Raw genomic sequence first — 22005 nt, forward strand, 5'->3', positions numbered from 1 at the left:
CTGTGAGCAGTACTTCACGCATCTGTCAGCATGCCGCGCTCCCAAAATTCGCAAAATAGGGTATAGAATTTCCCCGAATGTCTTTGTGGACCCGACTGCTTGAGGGCGGGCGACGCCTGTTCGACCCTGACAACTCTGACGGCGCTTCTGTCGACGGGAAGGATTTTGCGTGCGCGCCAGACCCGAATGATGTGAGCTTCACGGCGGCCGTAGTTGGCCTCGGTGCCAAGCTCGCCGTTGCTGACGGGACCGTTTCCGATCGGGAAATCATGGTGTTTTCCCGTGTTTTCCGCGTTGCGCCGGAAGATGCAGACAGTGTCCGCCGCGTGTTCAATATCGCGCGCCAGACGGTCCGTGGTTATGAGGGCTATGCGCGCAAGATCGGTCGGAAATACCATACCCGGCCTTGTTTGCTTGAGGGAGTTCTGGACGGTCTGTTCCAGATTGCCGGCGCCGATGGCGTCGTGACAATGGACGAAATGGACTATTTGCGTACCGTCTCCAACGCGTTCGGATTCGACGAGCGGACATTCCGCCGGATCAAGGCCAGCCATCTGGGGCCGGATAGTGACGATCCATATCACATTCTGGGTGTGGCACATGATGCGGAGTTTTCAGACATTCGCGCGGCCTATCGCCAATTGATGGCGGACAATCATCCCGACCGGGTGGTGCAGATGGGCGCCCCCCGCGAATTCGAGGATGCGGCCCATGCCAAGGCGGCGTCGATCACGGCGGCCTATGCGCAGATCCGCACAGAACGGGGCCTGCTGATCCGGGCCGATTGAGGCAATTGCGTGATTTCACATGGTATCCGTATTGCATTCCATTGACGGGGCGCAAAGCTGACGCCATGTTTGCTGTGTAATCGAGAGAGTCATGACCCAAGCAGCTTCCAGTTCCGGCCGTTTCAACATCGCAGACGCGCTTTCGAGCGCGGTCAGCCTTGTGGCGCAGCTGTGTATCGGTCTGCTTCTTGTCCTGTTTGCCAGCCTTCTTGCCGTAATGACGGCCATTGCAGGCGTGTTGCTGGCCTCGGCGGCCCTGTTCATGCGCTATGCAGGTCGCAAAGGTCCGCGCGCTGCCGCACGCGAATCTGGTGATGAGCCGCTCACCCTGGATGCGCGCCGGACGCCACGTGGCTGGACCGTCGAATAGGCCCACTCAAACCGAGCCCGGAACGCCTGCGGACCCTGTCCGTAAATTGTCCATAAAGTATCCATAAATCGCGGGAAAAAGTCCGGAGGGAGTCCGTTATTTTCGGACTCTCGAGTCGTTTCGCGGGCCTGGAAATTCGCAGAGCAAGGTTTCATTTGACATGAATACACTACATCTGTAGTGAGTGGGTGACCAACTTAGCGAGATTGCCATGTCCCAACCCAATCCCTCCGAACTCGCCGTGCTGAAACATTTCTGGTCTGCCGGACCGCAAAGCGCGCGGGAAGTGCATGAGGCCATCGGCCCGGCGCAAGGCTGGAAGCCCTCCACCACGCGCACCGTCATTGCGCGCATGGAAGAGAAGGGGTGGGTCACGCGGGCCGATGTGCATGGCATGGCGGTGTTTACTGCCGCGCTTGACCGGACGGCGACGCTTGGCGGCCTCGTCCGGCATCTTGCCCGTCAGGTGCTGGACATGGACGGGCCCTTGCCTGCGGCGCTGTTTGCCGAGAGCCCGCACCTGTCGGATGCCGAACTCGACGAGCTTGACGCCATCATCAATGCTGCTGCCGGCGACACGGAGGACAAGGCATGAGCCTGCCCGGACTGGTTTGCCTCGCCCTTGGCTGGAGCGCCGCGCTCTGGCTGCTCGCTACCGCGCTTTGCGCGCTCAAGCCTTCGCCCAAGATGGCGCAGGCTATCTGGCGCGGCGCCGCAGCGCTCATGTTCGCCCCCTTCCTCACGTCTGCCTTCATGCCGGGCCTCAGCCAGGTCGCCGGACAGGCGCTGCCGGATATGCCCATGATGGAAGTGCTCAGGGTTCAGCCGGAGGCTGACTTTGTTAAAGCGGCCCAGCCTTCCTTCCGTATGCCTCCAATCGAGACGATGATCCTGTGGGGGCTGGTGGCGGGGTGGAGTGTGCGTGTGCTCTGCTGGGGTATGGGTCAGGCGCGGCTACAGCGGCTGAAGCAGACATCCCGCCCGGTTGTGCGTCCGGTCCGCCATTGGGCCGATGCCATCGGGTTGCGGCGCGTGCCAGCGGTGCGTGTTATCCCGCACGGCGCGCCCTTTCTCGCGGGCATCCTGCGTCCGGTAATATTCATTCCGGCGGCGCTGATCTCGAAACAGCATACCCCCCAGATCATCGTGCACGAACTGGTTCACCTGAAGCGGGGAGACCTGCTGACCCGGCCTTTCGACCGTATGGTCGCAGACCTCTTCTGGTTCTCGCCTTTTGCCTGGGCCATCCGCGAACGGCTCGACTATTGGCGCGAAGCCATTGTCGATGAAGAGACGGCGGACCTGACAGGGGACCGGATTGCCTATGCCCGGGCCCTGACCCAGGTCGCGCGACATGCCCGGCCTGCGCTGATCCTGCCGGTTGCAGCATTCACCCTCAAGAAGGAAGGAACCCTGAAAATGCGCCTGACCCAATTGCTGAGCGAAACCCCGCACCGGCCGAAGCGCCTTGGCCTTGCCGTGGTCGCTGCGCTCGCGCTTGCCGCGCCGCTTGCCCTTGCGCAGGGATCCCTGATCCGTGGCGCAGCCATTCTGCCTGCCGACGCAATTGCCTACAGCCATGCCGTGTTGGACAAGGCCAAACTGACCAGCGCATTCGGTATGCGCAAGCACCCTGTCTCGGGTGAGGCGAAAGAGCATAAAGGCGTGGATCTCGCCGAGGAAGAAGGCAAGCCGGTCTATGCGCCAGTAGCGGCCAGTGTGACCCGCGCGGAGATGACCCGCGGCTATGGCAATCTCGTTGAAATTTCTGCGGGTAATACGGTGCTGCGCTTTGGCCAGTTGAAAGACATCAAGGTGTCTGCAGGGCAATCCGTATCTGCCGGTACGGTTATTGGCTCGCTCGGCCAGTCCGGTCAGGCCACGGGACCGCACCTGCATCTGGAGGTCTGGCGCGACGGCGCGGCTGTTGATCCGATGGCGGAGCAGGGGCTTGTCCTTGCCGACTCGCTGTTCATCACGGAAAATGCGGGGGCTAAAGTTTCGCAACCCCCCTCTGCGCCGCGTGCCCCTCTGACCCCACCTGCGCCCCAGCCGGTTTCTGCCCCGGATGTGGAATTGGGCGGGGATCAAGACGGTGTCCAGGCTTCCGAATTCTGCAGTGGACAAACCAATTGGTTTAAAGACCGTCAGGTTTCAGATGAGTGGCAAGCGCGGATCGATGCTTCACGAATTGCGAATGCGTCTGCGGGCCTAAGTCTTGAAAAGGATTGGGTGCCCGTATCGGTTGACCTGCCAATACCGTCCTATCCGACGGAGGCCGCACTGCAGGGAAAAAGCGGCGCTTGTCTGGTCATGTTCGACCTGGGAACAGATGGGGTGCCAGCAAATAAAATTGCGGAGTGCACTGATCCAGTTTTCAATGCGGAAGCGATAAAGTTGAACAAAGCGACATTCGAGCCGGTGATGAATGACAATGGAAATCTGGCGGAAGTGAAGGGCGTCACCTACCCTCTGGAATTCTGCATAAGCTAGTTCCTCGGAACCTTCCGGACTGGTGGCGCGTCTAGTTGCGACAGGCAGCAGGACGCGCCGCAGGGCAGGAGGTTTCAGTCATGGCATCACCCAAGCCGGTTGGGAAAGCCACACCGATGGTCGGCGGTGTGCTGACATTCATCCTGTTTGGCATTCACCGCCTCTTTGTGGGTCAGATATATTCCCGCTCTGAAGCCATGAGTCTCGTCAAGGCCTTGTCGGACTCCTCCCTCTATTTCGGCGCAGCCATTGCCAGCGCATCTGCCACAATTCTGGCCCTGATGCTCACCATGTTGGGGATGATGCATAATAGCAGTGCGGATATCGGCATCTGGCTGTTCAAGCGCGTGCGCATGATTGCCTGGTTTGCCACGATCAGCCTGTGCAGCGCCGTCGCCTTGCTGACTTTCTCGTCCATCCCGATCGGGGAATTCGAAGACATCCCGACGAACTGGTATGTGCTGTCCTATTACGCCATTGCCACGCTGATGGCTGTTTTGGCCGGCTTGCTGGTGACAAGTATCCTGCTGATCCTCGGCGCGGTGCGGTATCTGGTGAACCGGCTGGCGCCTGAAGTCGAGTAGTCGGGCCTAGCGGTCGAAGAGCTTCGAGACGCTTTCCTCGTTCGCGATCCGGCGGATGGCTTCGCCGAGCAGGGGGGATATGGGCAGGATACGGATAGATTTGGACTTGATTGCATCTTCTGACGGCTGGATCGAGTCGGTCATCACCAGTTCGTCGAGTACGGATTTCTCAATGCGCTGCACCGCATTGTTCGACAGCACGCCATGCGTCACATAGGCGGAGACAGACTTCGCGCCATGCTCTTTCAGGGCGGCAGCCGCGTTTGCCAGCGTGCCGCCGGAATCACACATATCGTCCAGCATGATGCAGCGCTTGCCGGACACGTCGCCAATGATGTTCATGACTTCGGACTTCCCGGCTTCGGGGCGGCGTTTGTCGACGATGGCAAGATCGGCCTCAAGCCGCTTGGCCAGCGAGCGGGCCCGCACCACGCCGCCGACATCCGGCGATACGACGATGAGGTCCTTGGTGCCGTAGCGTTCCTTGATGTCGTCCACCATCACCGGGCTGCCGAAGAGGTTGTCGGTCGGGATATCGAAGAAGCCCTGGATCTGGCCGGCATGAAGATCGACGGTCAGGACGCGGTCGGCGCCCGCGCTGCAGATCAGGTTTGCGACCAGCTTTGCGGAGATTGGCGTGCGCCCATCCGTCTTCCGGTCCTGGCGGGCATAGCCGAAATAGGGGATCACGGCCGTGATGCGTCGGGCCGAGGCGCGCTTCAGCGCGTCCATGCAGATCAGCAATTGCATCAGATTGTCATTGGCGGGGTAGGAGGTGGACTGGATCACGAAGACGTCTTCGCCGCGGACATTCTCGTCGATGCGGACAAATATTTCCTGATCCGAAAACGTCTTCACCTCTGATCGCGTCAGGCGCGTGTCCAGATAATCGGCGATGGCTTCTGCCAATGGCCGGTTCGCATTGCAGGAAAGCAGTTTCATGTTGGAGCGCCCGTGCTGCCCGATTGGTGTCGCTTTTGTAACATAGGGCAGCGAGTCGCAACCTGACTCTTCGGACTTTTTCAGAAAATTACAGCGTAAGCATGATGACTGAGGCATTTCGGCCATAGTCGGGCTCGTTCCGGTGATTGCGCCGACGGTTGGAAAAATAGGCATCTTCCAGCGCGCACGTGTCCAGGCCGGTATCGTGAATGCTGTGCACGCCCAGCCGGTCCAGCCGCTGCCGGCAATAGCCGGGCAGGTCGAAATGCAGGCGGTCGCCCTCGCCCGGAATGAACAAGGCCGCACTTTCGGGAGATTCGGACAGGAATGTGTCGCGGAATTCCGGGCCGACCTCATAGCTCGCCTGCTGGATGGTCGGGCCAATGGCGACGCGAATCCGGTCGGTCCGGGCGCCCAGTTCCAGCATGGCCGCCACTGTCGTGTCCATCACGCCGCCGATCGCGCCTTTCCAGCCGGCATGGGCCGCGCCGATCACGCCCGCCTCGGCATCAGCGAACAGGAGGGGCGTGCAGTCCGCCGTCAGGATGCAGAGGGCAAGGCCTGGTGTCGTCGTGACCATTGCGTCCGCTTCCGGGCGAACGGTCCAGGGCTCGGTGACGTGCATCACATCGGCCGAATGGATCTGGTAGCAGGAGAGCAGGGCGCGCGCCGACAGGGCCGTCCGGATGCGCTCGCGGTTTGTGGCGACGGCGTCGGGGGAATCTCCCGAGCCTTCACCGGCATTCAGGCTGGCATAGAGCCCGCCCGACACGCCCCCGCGCCGCCCAAAGAATCCATGCCGGATGCCATTCAGGCCAGAAAGAGTGTCACTTATTTCATAGGGCGGCATGTCGGTCATGCCCTAGGCGTGGGTCGCTGCGGCGCGCCTGTCAAGCGCGCCGCAGGGCCGAGTCACATATGATACGCCGTCTCACCATGCGTTGCCGAGTCGAGGCCATTCTCTTCATCCTCGGGCGATACCCGGAGCGGAAGGAACAGTTTGATCGCAAACAGGATGGCAGCGGTCACAATGGCCGAGTAAAGGGCGACCACAGCCACGCCGAGCAGCTGAGCGCCAAATTGCGCCCCAACGGACATCCCAAGTCCCGGAGCGAGCGGGCCTGCGGCGGCCAGGAACGGGATGAGCAGGCTGCCGAGCATGCCGCCCACACCGTGGACCGCGAACACGTCGAGACTGTCATCGACCTTGAGGCGCTGGCGGATCAGGCCGACAGCGGCGTAGCAGACGCCTGAGGCCAGGATACCGATAATGATCGCGCCGAGAGGCCCTACCGAGCCTGCAGCCGGGGTAATCGTGGCGAGGCCCGCCACCATGCCTGTGGCGATGCCGACCAGGGTGGGTTTGCGGAAGCTGATCCATTCGATCAGCATCCAGACCAGCGACGCTGTGGCGGCCGAGATGTGGGTGACCAGCATGGCCTGCGCCGCTGTTTCATTGGCGCCGAGGGCGGACCCGGCATTGAAGCCGAACCAGCCAACCCAGAGCATGGCCGCGCCAAGCAGGACGAATCCGGGACTGTGCGGGGGGCGCATGTCTTTCGGAAAATGACTGCGACGCCCCAGCATCAGGGCGAAGACCAACGCAGAAATCCCGGCGGTCGTGTGCACGACGATGCCGCCGGCGAAGTCGATCACGCCCTTGTCGGCCAGCCAGCCGCCGCCCCAGACCCAATGGGCCACGGGCGCATAACAGAGGAGCAGCCAGAGGGCGGAAAAGATCAGCACGGCGGCAAAGTTCACACGCTCGACGAACGCCCCCACGATCAGCGCCGGGGTGATGATCGCGAAAGTCATCTGGAACATGAAGAACAGGGGTTCCGGAATGGTCTGGCCGTCCAGCGGCGCGCCTGTGATCCCGCCCATCATGCTTTTCGCAAAGCCGCCCAGATAGCCGCTTTCGCCCGGCCCGAACGCGATGGAATAGCCGCACATGAGCCAGACCAGGCTGATCAGGCAGGCAATGGCAAAGCAGTGCATGAACACCGACAACAAATTCTTTGCCTGCACAAGACCGCCATAGAACAGGGCCAGCCCCGGAAGGGTCATGAACAGGACCAGCGCCGTCGAGGCCAGGATCCAGGCCGTGTCCCCGGTGTCGGCATGGGCCGGCAGGGCAATGGCCCCGATTGCGGCCACAAGCAGGCCTGCGCGTGTAGCGCCTTGTATTGATGTCAGCATTTCACTCCCCGTTTTTCTTTGTGTTTGGCGAACCCCGCCGGGTTCGTCAATCAGCGGGCAGCGCTCTCGCAGGGACAGGGAGGGTGCAGATATCCACCCGTTTCGGCGGCGTCACCACAAAGGCATCATAGATGCTGTAATCGCGTTTGGAGGTTTTCAAATCTTCCCATTCTGCGCCAGGCGTTGCCATGACTTCCCAGCGCGGACGCAGGTCTTCAGGCATGTCGGCCGCGAGCCCGATGGACACAATCTCATTGGCGGAGAGGGCCTGCGCACGCGCCGCAAAGGCCTGTTCGGATGTGTCCGGATCGGTGAAGGCGCCGATCTCATCCTCCCCCGCCGGCTCCACGCGTTCCAGCCGATTGATATGGGCCATGCCCGAAATGACCCGGCCGAAGATCGTATAGTTGCGGTCGAGATAACGGCGCTGGCCAATCGGAATGAAGAATTCGGTCGAGCCGGAATGCGGCGGCGCATTCCGCGCCATGCCAAGCGCGCCGGGACAATGCAGCAACCATTCCTGCCCGTTCTCGCGGCCGACGGCAAAGCCGTCCCGGTGCCCGACCTGGTTTGCGAACAGATCCGGGTTTCCGAGCGGGGCAAAGCCCTCGGCGTCGAGGGCGCGTTCGGTCTCCAATGGCAAGTCGGCCCAGCCTTCCAGCCTGTGCTCGAATTCCAGCCCGGCCTGGGCGACATGGCCATCGATCACGCGATAGAAGTATTCGCCATTGTAGAGATTGGCCCGTATCGCCTCGCGAAACTGCGCCACATGTTCAGGCGCAGCCTCCGACGCGAGTTCGATGACGACGTCCCCCGACATGGTTTTCAGGATAACAAGATTTTCGGCTCCCACCTCGCGCCACGGCGCGTCCGGGGTGGGGGCGTCGACTGCCGCGAGTTCTGGAGCCGGGTCGGGAGGGGGCTGCGTCTGGCAAGCTCCCAACAGGGACGCGCCAAATGCAACTGTCATGAGCGATATCCGCACCATCTTTGTGTCCTTCCCAAGAAATCATCCGCCTGCTAAGCGCCGCTTATGTATCAGATAAGTGCAAAGGGCGCGCGGACGCCAATCGAATTGGCGTGGGATGCGCTGGCCTGGGCCGATCCGTCGCCTGCGGGCGCGGTCGATGCCAAGGAAGACAGCCGGACGAGCTGGCGGCTCGATGCCTTTGCCGAAACGCTGGAAGACGCCGAAGCGTGCGTGGCAATCATCGAAGAAGCCGCGCCGGACCTCGTCGCGCGGATCGAACAGGTGATCGAACGGGACTGGGTGACGCTGTCACTGGAAGGCCTGCCGCCGGTCAAGGCCGGGCCGTTCATCGTGGCCGGCAGCCATGCCCTTGCGCGCCAGTCACCGGGGAAGATTTCCGTACTGATCGAAGCGGGCCCTGCCTTCGGCACGGGTCATCATGGCACGACGCTGGGCTGCCTTCTGGCGCTGGACGAGGTGCGCCGCCGCCGGTCCATCGGCAAGGTGCTGGACCTCGGGACCGGTTCCGGCGTGCTGGCGATTGCGGCCCTGAAGGCGGGCGCGTCGTCCGCGATTGGCACGGATATCGATCTCGACAGCGTGCTGGTGGCGAACGAGAACGCCCGGAAGAACCATGTCAGCGGCTTTACCGCCCTGCATGTTACGGGTGCCAACACGCCGCGCATTCGTCAGGGCGGGCCATATGACACCGTGTTTGCGAACATCCTGATGCGACCCCTGATCGGGCTCGCACCGGATATTGCGTCTCTCACAGCACCAGGCGGCACAATCATCCTGTCAGGATTGTTGCACCATCAGGCGCCGCCAGTCCGGAATGCGTTTGCCTCCCGGGGGCTCGATTTCCAGACACGTATCCGCGAAGACGGCTGGTCAACGCTAGTGTTCCGGAAACCGGGCCAGGCCCTGCAAGCTCAGTAAGCGGCGCGACGAGCCCAACGGGCGGAGCGGCGGGCCAGGATCTGCGGGCGCTGGCTTTCGGCGCTCTGCAGGGCGTTGACGAAGGCTGGCTCAGCCATCTCATTGACCATCAGCGACCGGCCATGGCCGGAAAGGATTGCCATCTCTGGCGTGGCGATTGTGTTTTGACGTCTCATAGTGCGTCCCTCTTTTTGTATTGTGCGGCGCACAATTTTTTGTGTGGGCGCTATGTAGCGGATAACTCTAAACAAAAAAGCATAGAAAAGCGGAAATTAGCATGAAAAAATGCATAGCTACGATGCGGCTTTCTATGGTCAAAACAGTGCTTTCGCTCTAAGTAAGGGGCATGAGACAGACATTTGATATCAAGGGCGGCCCGCAAGACGGGCGCGCCCATTTGCCCCTCGTTCGCGAACAGCTTGTCGCGCAGGGCATCGACGGCCTTTATGTTCCGCATGATGACGAATACCAGAACGAATACCTGCCGGACGCCAATGAGCGCCTGGCCTGGGTCAGCGGGTTTACCGGCTCGTTCGGCTCGGCGTTCGTCTTCACAGACCGCGCCGTGATCTTTGCCGATGGCCGCTACACGCTGCAGGTCGCCGACCAGACCGATCCGGACCTCTGGGAAGTACAGGCCGTGCCGGAGCCCGGCCCGTTCGGCTGGCTCAAATCACAGGACATGACCGGCAAGCGCATCGGCTATGACCCGAAACTGATGAGCCCGAACGATGTCGCGGCCATGGGCACGGCGGCCAAGGCGGCCGGCGCTGAACTGGTCGCCGTCACGAACAATCCCATCGACCTCGCCTGGGCTGACCGGCCAGACCAGCCCGCCGCGCTGGTCGTGCCGCATGAGGTAAAATTTGCAGGCGTCGCGCATGACGAAAAGCGTGTGCAGATCGGCCAGGACCTGAAAGCTGAAAAGCTCGACGCGGCTGTGATCACGTCGCCGGCGTCCATCGCCTGGGCGTTCAACATTCGCGGCGGCGATGTCAGCTGTACGCCGCTGCCGCTTGGCCGCGCGATCCTGTTTGCCGACGGCTCTGCTGACCTTTTCCTTGATGAAGTCAAAGTGTCCGACGCGCTGCGCCAGCATCTTGGCAACAGCGTCACGCTGCGCCCGCTGCCCGACCTCGAAAAAGGCCTCGCCGAGCTGAAGGGCAAGACCGTCAGCGTTGATCCGGATGTGGCCTCGGCCTGGTTCTTCGACCAGCTCGAACAGGCGGGCGCGACGCCCGTGCGCCAGCGCGACCCGGTTGCGCTGCCCAAGGCCTGCAAGAATGAAGCGGAACTCGCAGGCTCTGCGGCCGCACATATTCGCGACGGCGTGGCCCTGACCCGCTTCCTGCACTGGCTCGATACGGACGCGCAAAGCGGCGAGATCACCGAGATCGACGCCGCCATCAAGCTGGAGGAATTTCGCGAAGACCTCGGCGGGCTGAACGATCTGTCCTTCCCGACCATTTCCGGCGCCGGGCCGAATGGGGCGCTTCCGCATTACCGCGTCTCGACGGCCTCGAACCGCAAGCTGGAGCGCGGCAGCCTCTATCTCGTCGACAGTGGCGGCCAGTATCTTGATGGCACGACAGATGTGACGCGGACGGTGCCGATCGGTGATCCGAGTACGGACATGCGCCGTCACTACACGTTGGTGCTAAAGGGGCATATTTCTCTGGCCATGGTCCGCTTCCCGAAAGGAACGACCGGCACGCATCTTGATGTGCTGGCGCGGCATGCGCTCTGGCAGGCCGGGCTCGACTACCAGCACGGCACCGGCCACGGTGTGGGCGTCTATCTGGGCGTCCATGAAGGGCCGCAGCGCATTGCCAAGGCGTGGAACTCGGTGCCGCTGGAGACCGGCATGATCGTCTCGAACGAGCCTGGCTATTACCGCGCCGGGCAGTACGGCATCCGCATCGAGAACCTGCAATATGTCATGCCACCGGCGGCCATCGAAGGCGGCGAACTCGACATGTACGGCTTCGAATGCCTGACCTTTGCGCCTCTGGCACGGGATTTGATCGATCTGGCTCATCTGACGAAGGACGAGCGGGACTGGGTCGATGCCTATCACGCGCAAGTCTACGAATTGCTGGCCGACCGTCTGGACGGGCCGGTGAAGGACTGGTTGCGCGCGGCCTGCATGCCGCTTTAGGCGATCTGTGAAAATCGGGCTTGTTCCGGTTTTGTTCTAATGATAAATCATGGCCAGTAGACTCTTTGGAGACTGGCCATGATCCTTTCATTGTCGATACGTGATTTCGTCCTGATTGACCGCCTGGACATCGAACCGGGCGCCGGGTTTACGGCGCTGACCGGGGAGACCGGGGCAGGCAAGTCCATCATTCTCGATGCCCTGTCGCTGGCGATGGGGCATGGGTCCGACCGCGCGATGATTCGGGCGGGGCAGGACCAGTCGAGCGTGGCGGTCGAGTTTTCGCCGCCGGTCCGCCATCCGGTCTGGGCTGCGCTGGCCGAGGCCGGCATTGATGCCTCCCCCGACGAGACATTGACCATGAAGCGGGTCATCCGCCGCAGCGGGCCCGCGCGCGCCTTCTTGAATGACCAGCCGGTCAGCGCCACGCTCCTGTCGGAAATTGGCGACCTTCTGGTCGAGATTCACGGCCAGCATGCGGCCTCTACCCTGATGAAACCTTCGTCTCACCGGCGTTTGCTCGACCAGTTTGCGGGCAATGAAAAACTTTTGGAAATGTGCGCGACCACCCATGCCGCCATGGCGGAGGCCAGTGCCCGGCGTCAGGAATTGGAAGACGCGCATGCCGAAGCCATCGAACATCGCGACTGGCTGGCCGAAGCCGTCTCGGAGCTTTCCCGTCTCAACCCGCAGGAAGGCGAAGCCGCAATCCTGACAGAGCGCCGGACCCTGTTGATGCAGTCTGAGCGCGTGACCGAAGCCGTGCGGGAAGCCGAAAACGTGCTAGAGAAATCCGGCGTGGAAGACGCCCTGTCCAAGGCGGCGCGGGCCACCGAGCGCATTTGCCGCCTGCCGGGATTTGAATCCTCTCAGGACACACTGCCGGTTGCGGCGCGCGCCGCCGCGGAAGCGGTCGAGCGCGCCCTGATCGAAGCCCGCGAAGCGGCGAACGCCATTGGCCAGCTTGAACGGCTCGTGGACCATGACTCCGCAGAACTGGACGGCGCCGAAGCGCGCCTGTTCGCCCTGCGCGCAGCGGGCCGGAAACATGGCTGCGATCCCGATCTCCTGCCGGACATGCTCACCTCATTGAGCGACCGTCTTGATCTGGTTGAAGCCGGCGAAGACGCGCTGATTGCCGCCCGCAAGGCCGAGGCCTCTGCCCGCGCCGACTGGCACCAGGCGGCTGGCAAGCTGAGCACCGCGCGGCAGGCGGCCGCCTCGCAGCTTGAAAAGGCCATCGCCCGCGAATTGAAGCCGCTGAAACTCGGCCGCTCGGTAATCCGGGTTGCGATCACGCCGCTGGCAGAGGGGGAGGGCGGCCCTAACGGAATCGACTGGGTCCAATTCGACGCCGAGACCAATCCCGGCGCCGGTTTTGGCCCGTTGCGCAAGATTGCATCCGGCGGCGAACTCGCCCGCGTCTCGCTCGCCCTGAAATGTGCCCTCGCCGAAGCAGGGTCTGCGCTGACGCTGATCTTCGATGAGGCGGATCAAGGCGTCGGCGGTGCGGTGGCGGCCGCTATTGGCGAACGCCTGATCTCGCTGGGTCAGGCCCGACAGGTCTTTGCGATCACGCACAGCCCGCAAGTGGCTGCGTCCGCCTCAGCCCAGTGGCTTGTGGAGAAGGAGCAGGATGGGGCTGGCGGCTCACGCATACGCGGGCTAGATGACAGCAGCAGGCAGGAAGAAATTGCCCGAATGCTGTCAGGCGCCGAAGTTACCGCTGAGGCCCGCGCAGCCGCCGGGAGGTTGTTGGAGGGTGCATGAGCGAGGCAACACCGGTCGAGGATCTGACACCGGACGAAGCGGCCGCTGAACTCGCGCGCCTTGCTGCCCTCATCGCCGAAGCGGATGCGGCCTATTATCAGGAAGACGCGCCGGTCCTGACCGACGCCGAATATGATGCGGCCCGCCAACGCAACCTCGCCATCGAAGCCCGCTTCCCGGAGCTGAAACGTGAAGACAGCCCGTCCGACCGGGTCGGCGCTGTGGCGCAGGACGGCTTTGCCAAGACAACTCATGCCGCGCCGATGCTGTCGCTCGACAATGCGTTTTCAGACGAAGACGTCACCGAGTTCGCCGGGCGTATCCGGCGCTTTCTCGGATTGGACGAGTCCGAAACACTGGAGCTCACCGCTGAACCCAAGATCGACGGCCTGTCGCTCAGCCTGACCTATGAGAAGGGCAAGCTGAAACGGGCTGCAACACGCGGAAACGGGCTGGTGGGGGAAGACGTCACCGCGAACGCCCTGACACTGGATGACATCCCAACGAAACTGGCAGGCAAGACCTGGCCCGATTTCATCGAGATCCGCGGCGAAGTCTATATGAGCCATGCCGACTTTGCGGCGCTGAATGCGCGCGAAGGCGAAGCCGGGCGCAAGATTTTCGCCAACCCGCGCAACGCGGCTGCCGGCAGCCTGCGCCAGCTCGACACCGAGATCACCAAATCTCGCCCGCTGAATTTCTTCGCCTATGCCTGGGCGGCTGAAAGCGCGCCCTTCGCGGACACCCAGATGGAGGCGGTGGCGGCTTTCGCTAAGTGGGGCTTCCAGACAAATCCCCTGATGGCCAAAGCGGCAACCGTCGACGACCTCATCGAAACTTATCGCAACATCGAGCAACAGCGGGTAACGCTCGGCTACGATATTGACGGCGTCGTCTACAAGGTGAACCGGCTCGACTGGCAACAGCGCCTCGGTTTTGTCAGCCGCGCGCCGCGCTGGGCCATCGCCCACAAATTTCCCGCCGAAAAGGCAACCACGACCCTCGAAGAAATCGACATCCAGGTCGGCCGCACAGGCTCGCTGACGCCGGTCGCGCGCCTGACCCCGGTTACGGTCGGCGGCGTCGTGGTGTCGAATGCCACGCTTCACAATGAAGACGAAATTGAACGCCTCGGCGTGAAACCGGGCGATACGGTCGAAATCCAGAGGGCAGGGGATGTCATCCCGCAAGTCCTGCGCGTGGTGCAGGATGGCGGCGGCAAGGTCTGGCATATGCCGGACACATGCCCGGTCTGTGGATCAGCGGCTGTCCGCGAGATCGACGACAAGGGCGAGGCCGATGTGCGCCGACGCTGTACGGGCGGGCTCGTCTGCCCGGCGCAGGCGGTGGAGCGACTGAAGCATTTCGTCTCCCGCAAGGCGCTCGACATTGACGGGATCGGCGCGAAACAGGTCCAGCTCTTTCAGGAGAAGGGCGTCGTGAAGGCGCCGCAGGATATTTTCCGGCTGGCTGCCCGGATCGAAGCCGAAGGCCTGCCGCCACTCGAAGACTGGGAAGGCTTCGGGAAAGCCTCTGCAAAGAAACTGTTCGATGCGATTGATGCTCGCCGGACTGTGCCGTTTGCGCGTTTCCTGAACGGGCTTGGCATCCGCCATGTGGGCCAGACCACATCCCAGCTCTATGCCCGGCATTTCCTGAAATGGGAGCCGTTCTGGCAAACGGTTGTCCGCGCAGCTGAAGGCGGGCAGGAGTCCGAAGCCTTCGCCGAACTCACCGGCATTGATGGTGTCGGCAAGGCCGCGGCGGGCGCGCTTGTCGACTTCGAGGCCGAGCCTCACAATCGCGAGATGCTGAGCGCCTTGCTGGAAGAGATCACCGTGGAAGCGGAAAAGGCTGCGGCGTCCGACAGCCCCGTCGCTGGCAAGACCATCGTTTTCACCGGCACGCTGGAGCGGATGACGCGGGATGAAGCGAAAGCACGCGCCAATGCGCTGGGCGCGAAAGTGTCTGGCTCTGTTTCGGCCAAGACGGATATCCTCGTCGCCGGTCCGGGCGCCGGCTCAAAGCTCAAGAAAGCCGAAAGCCTTGGCGTGCAGACGCTGACGGAAGACGAATGGTTTGAGCTGATCGGCGGCTGACCGCCGGGCCACTATTTGCCGCCGGGAAGGATCCGCTGCAACAGGGTGCGGCGCGTTTCCTCGTCCAGGGCTTCTGGATCAAGACCCTCATCGGTGAGCAGGCGGTAGCTCATCTTGTACCAGCTGCTGTTCGGGTAGTTGTATCCGAGCGTTGACCCAACCGCGAGCGCCTGATCGCGCAGGCCCAGCGTCAGATAGGATTCGACCAGACGATGCAGCGCCTCAGGGGTGTGCGAAGTCGTGTCATAGGTCTTCACCACCGTGCGGAAGCGATTGATGGCTGACAGGGTCTGGTTGTTGCGCAGATACCAGCGGCCCACCGTCATTTCCTTGCCGGCCAGCTGGTCGCGGACCATGTCGAGCTTCGCGTTGGCATCGCGGGCGTACTGGCTGTCCGGGAAGCGGCGGACCACATCCATCAGGGCGTCGCGGGCGCGTTCGGTTGTGGCCTGGTCGCGGCCGACATCGGTGATCTGGTCGAAATAGCTCGCCGCGATCAGGTAATAGGCATATTCCGCCTCGGAGCCGCCGGGATGCAGACCGAGATAGCGCTGGGCGCCTTCGATGGCCTCATCATAATGGCGCGCCTGATAATGGGCGAAGGCCGTCATCACCATCGAGCGGCGGGCCCATTCGGAATAGGGGTGCTGGCGCTCGACTTCGTTGAACAGCAGGATCGCCTGATCATAGTCGCGCTTGTCCAGTTCCGTGGCCGCCTGATTGTACAGCGCCTCCACGGGACGCTCGACATAGGCCAGTTCTTCGCGGCGCTTTTCGCGGGACTGGCAGGCCGTCAGCGTGAGGGCTGCGGTAGCAATGAGGAGGATCGGAAGTTTCGAGGACAGTCGCATGGCAGGGCAGGCGCTTTCTGCTGTGATGATCTGGCTACCTGCTTAGCGCGAACCCGCGGGGTTTTCCAAGCAGGTTTCTCAGGGATACGCGGCGCGAGGCCTCAGACAGCGGCAGACCGGCGGGTGTCCACGCTTGCCGCATCGGCGGTATCGGTTTCCCAGCACCAGGCAGATGGGGTTTCCAGCAGCTTGCGGACCAGCAGATTGTTGATCGAATGGCCCGGCTGGACAGCTTCATACGTCCCGGCAATCGGGGCGCCCGCCAGCATCATGTCGCCGACGGCATCGAGCATCTTGTGGCGCACGAATTCGTCCTCGGCGCGCAGACCTTCGGGGTTCATCACTTCGCCATTGTCCACCACAACGGCATTTTCCAGCGATCCGCCACGGGCGAGGCCCATGGCGCGCAGCATGTCGACATCGCGGGCAAACCCATAGGTGCGGGCGAAAGCCAGATCGCGGGCAAACATGCCGGGCGCCAGCTGCAGCGACATTTCCTGCACGCCGATGACGGAGTCATCATATTCGATGCGGGCGTTCAGCGTCAGGAATTTGTCTTCCGACGGCGAGAGGCGTGCCCGTTTCGGGCCATCCTCGATCTCGATTGCTTCGAGAATGCGAATACGGCGGCGCGGGGCGGACTGGCGCTGAACACCGGCCTGCATCAGCAACTCGCAATAAACGGCTGAGGAGCCATCCATGATCGGCACTTCCGGCCCGTCAATCTCGATGAGAAGGTTGTCGATGCCCATGCCGGCAAGCGCCGCCATCAGGTGTTCGACCACAGCGACGGAGACGCCAGCTTCATTGGTCAGCGTGGTGCCGAGCTGGGTATCTGAGACATATTCGGCATCTGCCTGAATGGCCGTGTCACCGATTTTCACATCGGTCCGGCGGAAAACGACGCCTGTGCCAGCGGGGGCTGGCTTCAGGACGAGCCGGGCCTTTTCACCACTGTGCACACCGACACCCGCACATACGGCAGGCCGCGCAATCGTTTGTTGAAATTCTACACTACCGGACAACACACCAACCTCCAGTTTCACAAAAGAGTTTGGGGTGTATGCTGTCAGGATACAAAACACGGCTTGTTTCGCCGTGTTACAAAACGGGCGAAGACATATGTCTTCGCCCTGTAATTATTGCATTTTCATCGTAATGCGGCACCCCTGAAGAGTCCGCACCAGAGTGCAGAAATCAGTGGTTGGCCGACCGTCGCAGGAAGGCCGGAATTTCAAGGTCCGCATCATCGAACGGGGCTGGCTCCGGATGGTCGTCTGGAGAAGACACGATCTGCGAGCGTGGCTCGGCCGTTGGGGCGTCGTCATTTTCGCCCTGTGAGCCTCTGCGCCACCCGAAAAGATTGGAGAAACCGGAGGGGCTTGGACGACCTTCTTCTTCGGCAGGGGCCTCGGTCTGCTTGCTGAACACGGCATCGGCCTGGATCTGGTCTTCGCCTTCGGAGCCCTCGAAGTGTTCGGCCGGCAGGGATTGCCCGGTGAAGTCACCGCGCGGGTCGACCTCGTCGGAGCGGAGCGGGGAGGCGTGGTGCAGGATCACTTTCGGCCGATCCTCTTCCTCCACGGTCAGGTCCGCTTCCATTTCCGGCTCGGCTTCTGCTACCGGCTCTTCCTCGATGGGTTCCGCGATCGGCTGTCGGACAGTTTCCGCGACCGGCGTGTTCTGCTTGAGCGACGGCATGACGGCATCAACGCCGGCTGCCACGACGGACACGCGGATCTTGCCTTCGAGTTCGGTGTCGAACGCGGAGCCGAGAATGATGTTGGCGTCCGGGTCGACTTCGCGGCGCACCTCATTGGCGGCCTCGTCGAGTTCGAACAGCGTCATGTCATAGCCGCCGGTGATGTTGATCAGCACGCCCTTGGCGCCGCGCATCGAAATATCGTCCAGCAGCGGGTTGTCGATGGCCAGCTTGGCGGCTTCGAGGGCACGATTCTCGCCTTCGGCTTCGCCCATGCCCATCATCGCCGCGCCCATGCCGCGCATGATCGAGCTGACATCGGCGAAGTCGAGATTGATCAGGCCCGGCATGACCATCAGGTCGGTGATGCCCCGAACGCCGGAATAGAGCACGTCATCCGCCATGCGGAACGCCTCGGCGAAGGTCGTGCGGTCATTGGCGATGCGGAAGAGATTCTGGTTCGGCACGACAATCATCGTATCGACATATTTCTGGATGCCAGCGAGGCCTTCTTCCGCGAAGGTCATGCGGCGTGCGCCTTCAAAGCTGAAGGGCTTGGTCACGACGGCCACCGTCAGGATGTTCATTTCCTGTGCGGCGCGCGCGATGACCGGGGCTGCGCCGGTTCCGGTGCCGCCGCCCATGCCAGCGGCGATGAAGACCATGTGGGCGCCTTCGAGGCGCTCACGGATCTCGTTCATGGATTCTTCTGCGGCTTTCGCGCCGATGTCGGGGCGGGCGCCAGCGCCGAGGCCAGAGGTCGTTTCCGGGCCGAGCTGGATGCGGTTTTCCGTCTTTGATCGGGAGAGAGCCTGCGCATCCGTGTTGGCCACGATGAACTCGACACCCTGCAGGTTCGCCTCGATCATGTTGTCAACGGCATTGCCTCCGGCACCGCCCACACCAAAGACCAGAATCCTGGGCTTGAGTTCATGTGTCATTCGTCGTCCTCACCTTACCGCCATAAGCCACGCTGAAGCGCTAAAATGACGCGTTGCAGCTAAGAAGCGGTTAAGTGATTCGCGTTTGGCATCAGAAATTTTCTTTCAACCAGTGGAACGCCTTGTTCACGGCTCCGCTTCGGGCTTCTGCTCCGTATTCCTTTGACGCAATGCCAGCCCGTACTGCGTCTGCGAACCCCAACTCCGAATACAGTAGCAGACCTGAAGCTGTGGAAAAAGCTGGTGTTCCCAGTGTTTCGCCAAGGAATTCAGCATTTGTCGGACGGCCGAGCCGCACAGGCGCTTCGAGGATGCGGCTGGCGACGTCACGTACCCCCGGCAACTGGCTTGCGCCGCCCGTCAGCACCACGCGGCGAGGCAGTACTTTGCGTACACCACTGGCTTGCAGGGTCTGCTGGACGTATTCGAAGATTTCCTCGATACGCGGTGCGATGATCTCGGCCAGCCGGGCGCGTTCCATACGGGTTGCCTGCAGACGACCATCATCTCCGAGGCAGGGCGCCTCGATCCGTTCGGCGAGGCCGGGGCCTTCGAGATTGGCGGTGCCATAGACGCTTTTCAGGCGCTCGGCGGCGGCAAAGGTCGTGCCGATGCCCTGGGCAATATCGGAGGTCACATGCGTGCCGCCCGCCGGGACAAGGCCGAGCCAGGCAGGAGAGCCATTCAGATAGACCGAGACGGCCGTGACGCCGGCGCCCATGTCGATACAGATCGCGCCATTCTCGATTTCGTCATCGATCAGTGTGCCTGCGCCGCTGGCGATGGATGAGGGGATGAGCGCATTGACGCTGAGATGGGCGCGGCCGACACATTCCACGAGATTGCGGACGATGGCCTTCGGCGCGGTCACGACCGACAACATCAGGCCCAGCCGGTCTGCATACATGCCGGCCGGCTCACGGACGCCTTCCTGGGCATCGACCCGGTAAGCGACCGGCCATGCGGCGAGCACGTCTGCGCCCTTGGTGGAGATCTTGGCCATCGCCTGGGCCTGGACCCGGCGGATGTCCTTCGGCGTCACTTCGCGAGCGCCGATTTCGGTCGTGGCAGTGACCAGCTGGCAATTCAGCTTCGGCCCGGTGATGCCGAGCATGACATGGCTGATCTGTTCGCCGGCTTCGCGTTCGGCGTCTTCCACGGCAAGGCGGATGGACCGTTCAAGCCCCTGCATGTCAGTGATGGTACCGCCGCTGAACCCGCGCGATTGCTGGCGCCCGGCGCCGAGTATCTGGAAATTGCGCGGGCCTGTGCCGTCATTCCGGCCAATCATGCAGGTGATTTTGGAACAGCCAATGTCCAGCGCCGCAATCGGGCTGGATGCACGCGATCCCCCAAGGGGCTTCCGCCGGGCCTGAACGTTTGCCATCAGCTGCGAGCCGCCTCTTTGCGTGCTGTGAAGTCAGGGTCATTGACCGGGTCGAGATAGACGCGGCCCTTGTTGCGCAGGTCGATGGTCTCCAGCGGGCGCTGCATCAGGGCCGTACGCACCTGCAAGGTGGAAAGCTTGTCCAGCGCGGCCACCATCTGGTGGTCTTCCGGCATGCGAACCGTAGCGCCGGACACGAGGCGCATGTCCCAGCGGCGATCATTGATGCGGGTCGCGATGGCAACGCGGGGGGCCACGTCCGGCTCGGCCTTCAAGGCAGCGACGAGGGCAGGGGCGGCCTTTGCGGCGCCGCGACCGGCGAGGCGGATCAATTCCTTGTGGTCATCGGCGCGGGCATCCGGAATGACGCGGCCAAGACCGTCGACAACAGTCCATGCCTTGCCGTCATGCCACAAGGCGACCGGCTCAGCGGCGTCGGCAATGATCACCACCTGGTCCGGCCAGAGCCGGTGCACGCGCACATTCAGCACCTTGTGGGTGCCTTCGACGCGGCGGCGAATGACATGCGGATCGGCGCGGAACATGTTCTCGCCGGGCTCGATCATGGCAGCGGCGCGAATGTCCTGCGCGAGGGCCGGATCCTGCTCCAGCCCGATCACGGACACATAATTGACGGAAATACCGACAGTGCGAGCCGTATTGTCCATGAAGCTGGCGAACCGGTTTTCGATCTGGGACATGGAGCCGCCCATCCAGGCGGCGGTTGCCACAACGATGGCCACCAGCATGACAAAGCCGAAGACGACCGAAGAGACGCGCACCTCTTCGCCGGTCACTTCGTCAACGATGACGGCGGGCCGGCGGCTGGCTTTCTTCTTCGGGACAGTCTGATTGCGGCTTACCTTAGGCATGAAGCATCCTCGATCATCCAGGCGACCAGCTGTTCGAAGGACATGCCTACGAATGCGGCCTGTTCGGGGACAAGCGAGGTGGGCGTCATGCCGGGCTGGGTATTTGTTTCCAGGATCACGAGCCGGTCTCTCTTGTCGTCATAGCGAAAGTCGGATCGCGTCGCGCCCCGACACCCGAGCGCCTTGTGTGCCTTCAGCGCAAATTCCATTGCCGCGTCGGTCACATGGGCAGGCAGGTCTGCCGGGATCACATGCTGCGATCCACCAGCCTCATATTTTGCATCAAAATCGTAATAGTCTCTTAAGGTCGTGATCTCTGTGACAGCCAGCGCCCGGTCGCCCAGAACGGCCACGGTCAGCTCCCGGCCGGGAATGAATTCCTCGGCCATCAGATGGTCGCCATAGTGCCAGTTGGGGCCGGTCAGTTCCTTGGCCGGACCATTGGCCCCTTCGCGGACGATCAGCACGCCGAAGCTGGATCCTTCCGCGACCGGCTTGATCACATAGGGCGGCTTCAGCGGATGGGCGGCGGCGGCCTCCGCGCGGGTGACCTGCTTGTCCTCGGCAATCGGAATTCCGGCCTCGCGAAACACCGCTTTCGATTTCAGCTTGTCCATGGCGAGCGCCGAGGCCAACACGCCGGAATGGGAATAGGGCAGGCCGAGGACTTCCAGCGCGCCTTGCACACAGCCATCCTCACCCCACGGTCCATGCAGGCCGTTGAGCACCACATCCGGCTCTGCGTCGGTCAGCTGCGTTGCCAGATCACGCCCGGCATCGATTTCCACAACATCATACCCGGCGCTGCGCGCAGCGTTTGCCATCTGTTTACCAGAAGTGAGGGACACGTCCCGTTCGGACGACCAGCCTCCATAGATCACGGCAACACGTTTCATGAGATTTTCCTGCAAGCTGGCCTTCGGACTATACATCGCGTCTG

At 62.4% G+C, this 22005-nt stretch carries 20 protein-coding genes; 9 read left to right on the plus strand and 11 right to left on the minus strand.

The genetic code is table 11. From position 1 onward, the window contains the following. Window positions 1-77: 77 nt before the first annotated feature. From V7660_RS02110 to V7660_RS02130, 5 genes are all read left to right on the plus strand, one after another. Window positions 78-788, plus strand: coding sequence for a molecular chaperone DjiA (locus V7660_RS02110; RefSeq protein ID WP_335601468.1), 711 nt, complete (start codon window positions 78-80; stop codon window positions 786-788). Between the two features lie 91 nt (window positions 789-879). Continuing rightward, window positions 880-1158 (plus strand): hypothetical protein, encoded by a 279-nt coding sequence (locus tag V7660_RS02115; protein ID WP_335601469.1) that lies wholly within the window; start codon window positions 880-882, stop codon window positions 1156-1158. A gap of 211 nt (window positions 1159-1369) precedes the next feature. Then, window positions 1370-1753, plus strand: a complete 384-nt coding sequence (locus tag V7660_RS02120; RefSeq protein WP_335601470.1) for a BlaI/MecI/CopY family transcriptional regulator — start codon at window positions 1370-1372, stop codon at window positions 1751-1753. Further along, window positions 1750-3651 (plus strand): peptidoglycan DD-metalloendopeptidase family protein, encoded by a 1902-nt coding sequence (locus V7660_RS02125; RefSeq protein WP_335601471.1) that lies wholly within the window; start codon window positions 1750-1752, stop codon window positions 3649-3651. Before V7660_RS02120 ends, V7660_RS02125 begins: the two co-directional genes overlap by 4 nt. 80 nt (window positions 3652-3731) lie before the next feature. Beyond that, window positions 3732-4235, plus strand: a complete 504-nt coding sequence (locus tag V7660_RS02130) for a hypothetical protein (RefSeq protein WP_335601472.1) — start codon at window positions 3732-3734, stop codon at window positions 4233-4235. 6 nt (window positions 4236-4241) lie between these two features. Here the strand turns inward: V7660_RS02130 and V7660_RS02135 are convergent, their stop codons facing one another. From V7660_RS02135 to V7660_RS02150, 4 genes are all read right to left on the minus strand, one after another. Further along, complete coding sequence (locus tag V7660_RS02135) at window positions 4242-5177, minus strand: ribose-phosphate pyrophosphokinase (protein WP_335601473.1); 936 nt, start codon at window positions 5175-5177, stop codon at window positions 4242-4244. A gap of 88 nt (window positions 5178-5265) precedes the next feature. After that, the gene (pgeF, locus tag V7660_RS02140) at window positions 5266-6036 is read right to left on the minus strand and encodes a peptidoglycan editing factor PgeF (protein WP_335601474.1); all 771 of its coding nucleotides are present in this window, start codon (window positions 6034-6036) and stop codon (window positions 5266-5268) included. A 53-nt stretch (window positions 6037-6089) separates the two neighbouring features. Then, window positions 6090-7376, minus strand: coding sequence for an ammonium transporter (locus tag V7660_RS02145; RefSeq protein WP_335601475.1), 1287 nt, complete (start codon window positions 7374-7376; stop codon window positions 6090-6092). A gap of 46 nt (window positions 7377-7422) precedes the next feature. Then, window positions 7423-8346, minus strand: coding sequence for a peptidylprolyl isomerase (locus tag V7660_RS02150; RefSeq protein ID WP_335601476.1), 924 nt, complete (start codon window positions 8344-8346; stop codon window positions 7423-7425). Between the two features lie 63 nt (window positions 8347-8409). On the opposite strand from V7660_RS02150, the gene V7660_RS02155 reads away from it, so the two are divergent. Then, window positions 8410-9285, plus strand: coding sequence for a 50S ribosomal protein L11 methyltransferase (locus V7660_RS02155; protein ID WP_335601477.1), 876 nt, complete (start codon window positions 8410-8412; stop codon window positions 9283-9285). On the opposite strand, the gene V7660_RS02160 is transcribed toward V7660_RS02155, so the two are convergent. Further along, the gene (locus tag V7660_RS02160; protein WP_335601478.1) at window positions 9279-9461 is read right to left on the minus strand and encodes a hypothetical protein; all 183 of its coding nucleotides are present in this window, start codon (window positions 9459-9461) and stop codon (window positions 9279-9281) included. The two genes, V7660_RS02155 and V7660_RS02160, sit on opposite strands and share 7 nt — an antisense overlap. Window positions 9462-9631: 170 nt before the next feature. Between V7660_RS02160 and V7660_RS02165 the strand changes: the two genes are divergently transcribed. From V7660_RS02165 to ligA, 3 genes are all read left to right on the plus strand, one after another. Further along, window positions 9632-11443, plus strand: a complete 1812-nt coding sequence (locus tag V7660_RS02165) for an aminopeptidase P family protein (RefSeq protein WP_335601479.1) — start codon at window positions 9632-9634, stop codon at window positions 11441-11443. Window positions 11444-11521: 78 nt separating this feature from the next. Beyond that, on the plus strand, window positions 11522-13213 hold the full coding sequence (gene recN, locus V7660_RS02170) for a DNA repair protein RecN (RefSeq protein WP_335601480.1): 1692 nt from the start codon (window positions 11522-11524) through the stop codon (window positions 13211-13213). Continuing rightward, window positions 13210-15312, plus strand: coding sequence for an NAD-dependent DNA ligase LigA (gene ligA, locus V7660_RS02175; protein ID WP_335601481.1), 2103 nt, complete (start codon window positions 13210-13212; stop codon window positions 15310-15312). Before recN ends, ligA begins: the two co-directional genes overlap by 4 nt. A gap of 11 nt (window positions 15313-15323) precedes the next feature. Here the strand turns inward: ligA and V7660_RS02180 are convergent, their stop codons facing one another. From V7660_RS02180 to V7660_RS02205, 6 genes are all read right to left on the minus strand, one after another. Further along, a complete protein-coding gene (locus tag V7660_RS02180) occupies window positions 15324-16163 on the minus strand; it encodes an outer membrane protein assembly factor BamD (RefSeq protein ID WP_335601482.1) in 840 nt (279 codons plus the stop codon). 101 nt (window positions 16164-16264) lie between these two features. Beyond that, window positions 16265-17188: a UDP-3-O-acyl-N-acetylglucosamine deacetylase gene (lpxC, locus tag V7660_RS02185; RefSeq protein ID WP_335601483.1), complete on the minus strand. Its 924-nt coding sequence runs from the start codon at window positions 17186-17188 to the stop codon at window positions 16265-16267. Between the two features lie 172 nt (window positions 17189-17360). Further along, window positions 17361-18806 (minus strand): cell division protein FtsZ, encoded by a 1446-nt coding sequence (gene ftsZ, locus V7660_RS02190; RefSeq protein WP_335601484.1) that lies wholly within the window; start codon window positions 18804-18806, stop codon window positions 17361-17363. A gap of 91 nt (window positions 18807-18897) precedes the next feature. Beyond that, on the minus strand, window positions 18898-20193 hold the full coding sequence (ftsA, locus tag V7660_RS02195; RefSeq protein WP_335601485.1) for a cell division protein FtsA: 1296 nt from the start codon (window positions 20191-20193) through the stop codon (window positions 18898-18900). Beyond that, window positions 20193-21065, minus strand: a complete 873-nt coding sequence (locus tag V7660_RS02200; protein WP_335601486.1) for a cell division protein FtsQ/DivIB — start codon at window positions 21063-21065, stop codon at window positions 20193-20195. Before V7660_RS02200 ends, ftsA begins: the two co-directional genes overlap by 1 nt. Further along, the gene (locus tag V7660_RS02205; RefSeq protein ID WP_335601487.1) at window positions 21053-21961 is read right to left on the minus strand and encodes a D-alanine--D-alanine ligase; all 909 of its coding nucleotides are present in this window, start codon (window positions 21959-21961) and stop codon (window positions 21053-21055) included. The genes V7660_RS02200 and V7660_RS02205 overlap by 13 nt, the downstream gene beginning before the upstream one ends. Window positions 21962-22005 lie beyond the last annotated feature (44 nt).

The organism is Hyphomonas sp., assembly GCF_036964145.1.
Classification (GTDB): Bacteria; Pseudomonadota; Alphaproteobacteria; order Caulobacterales; family Hyphomonadaceae; genus Hyphomonas.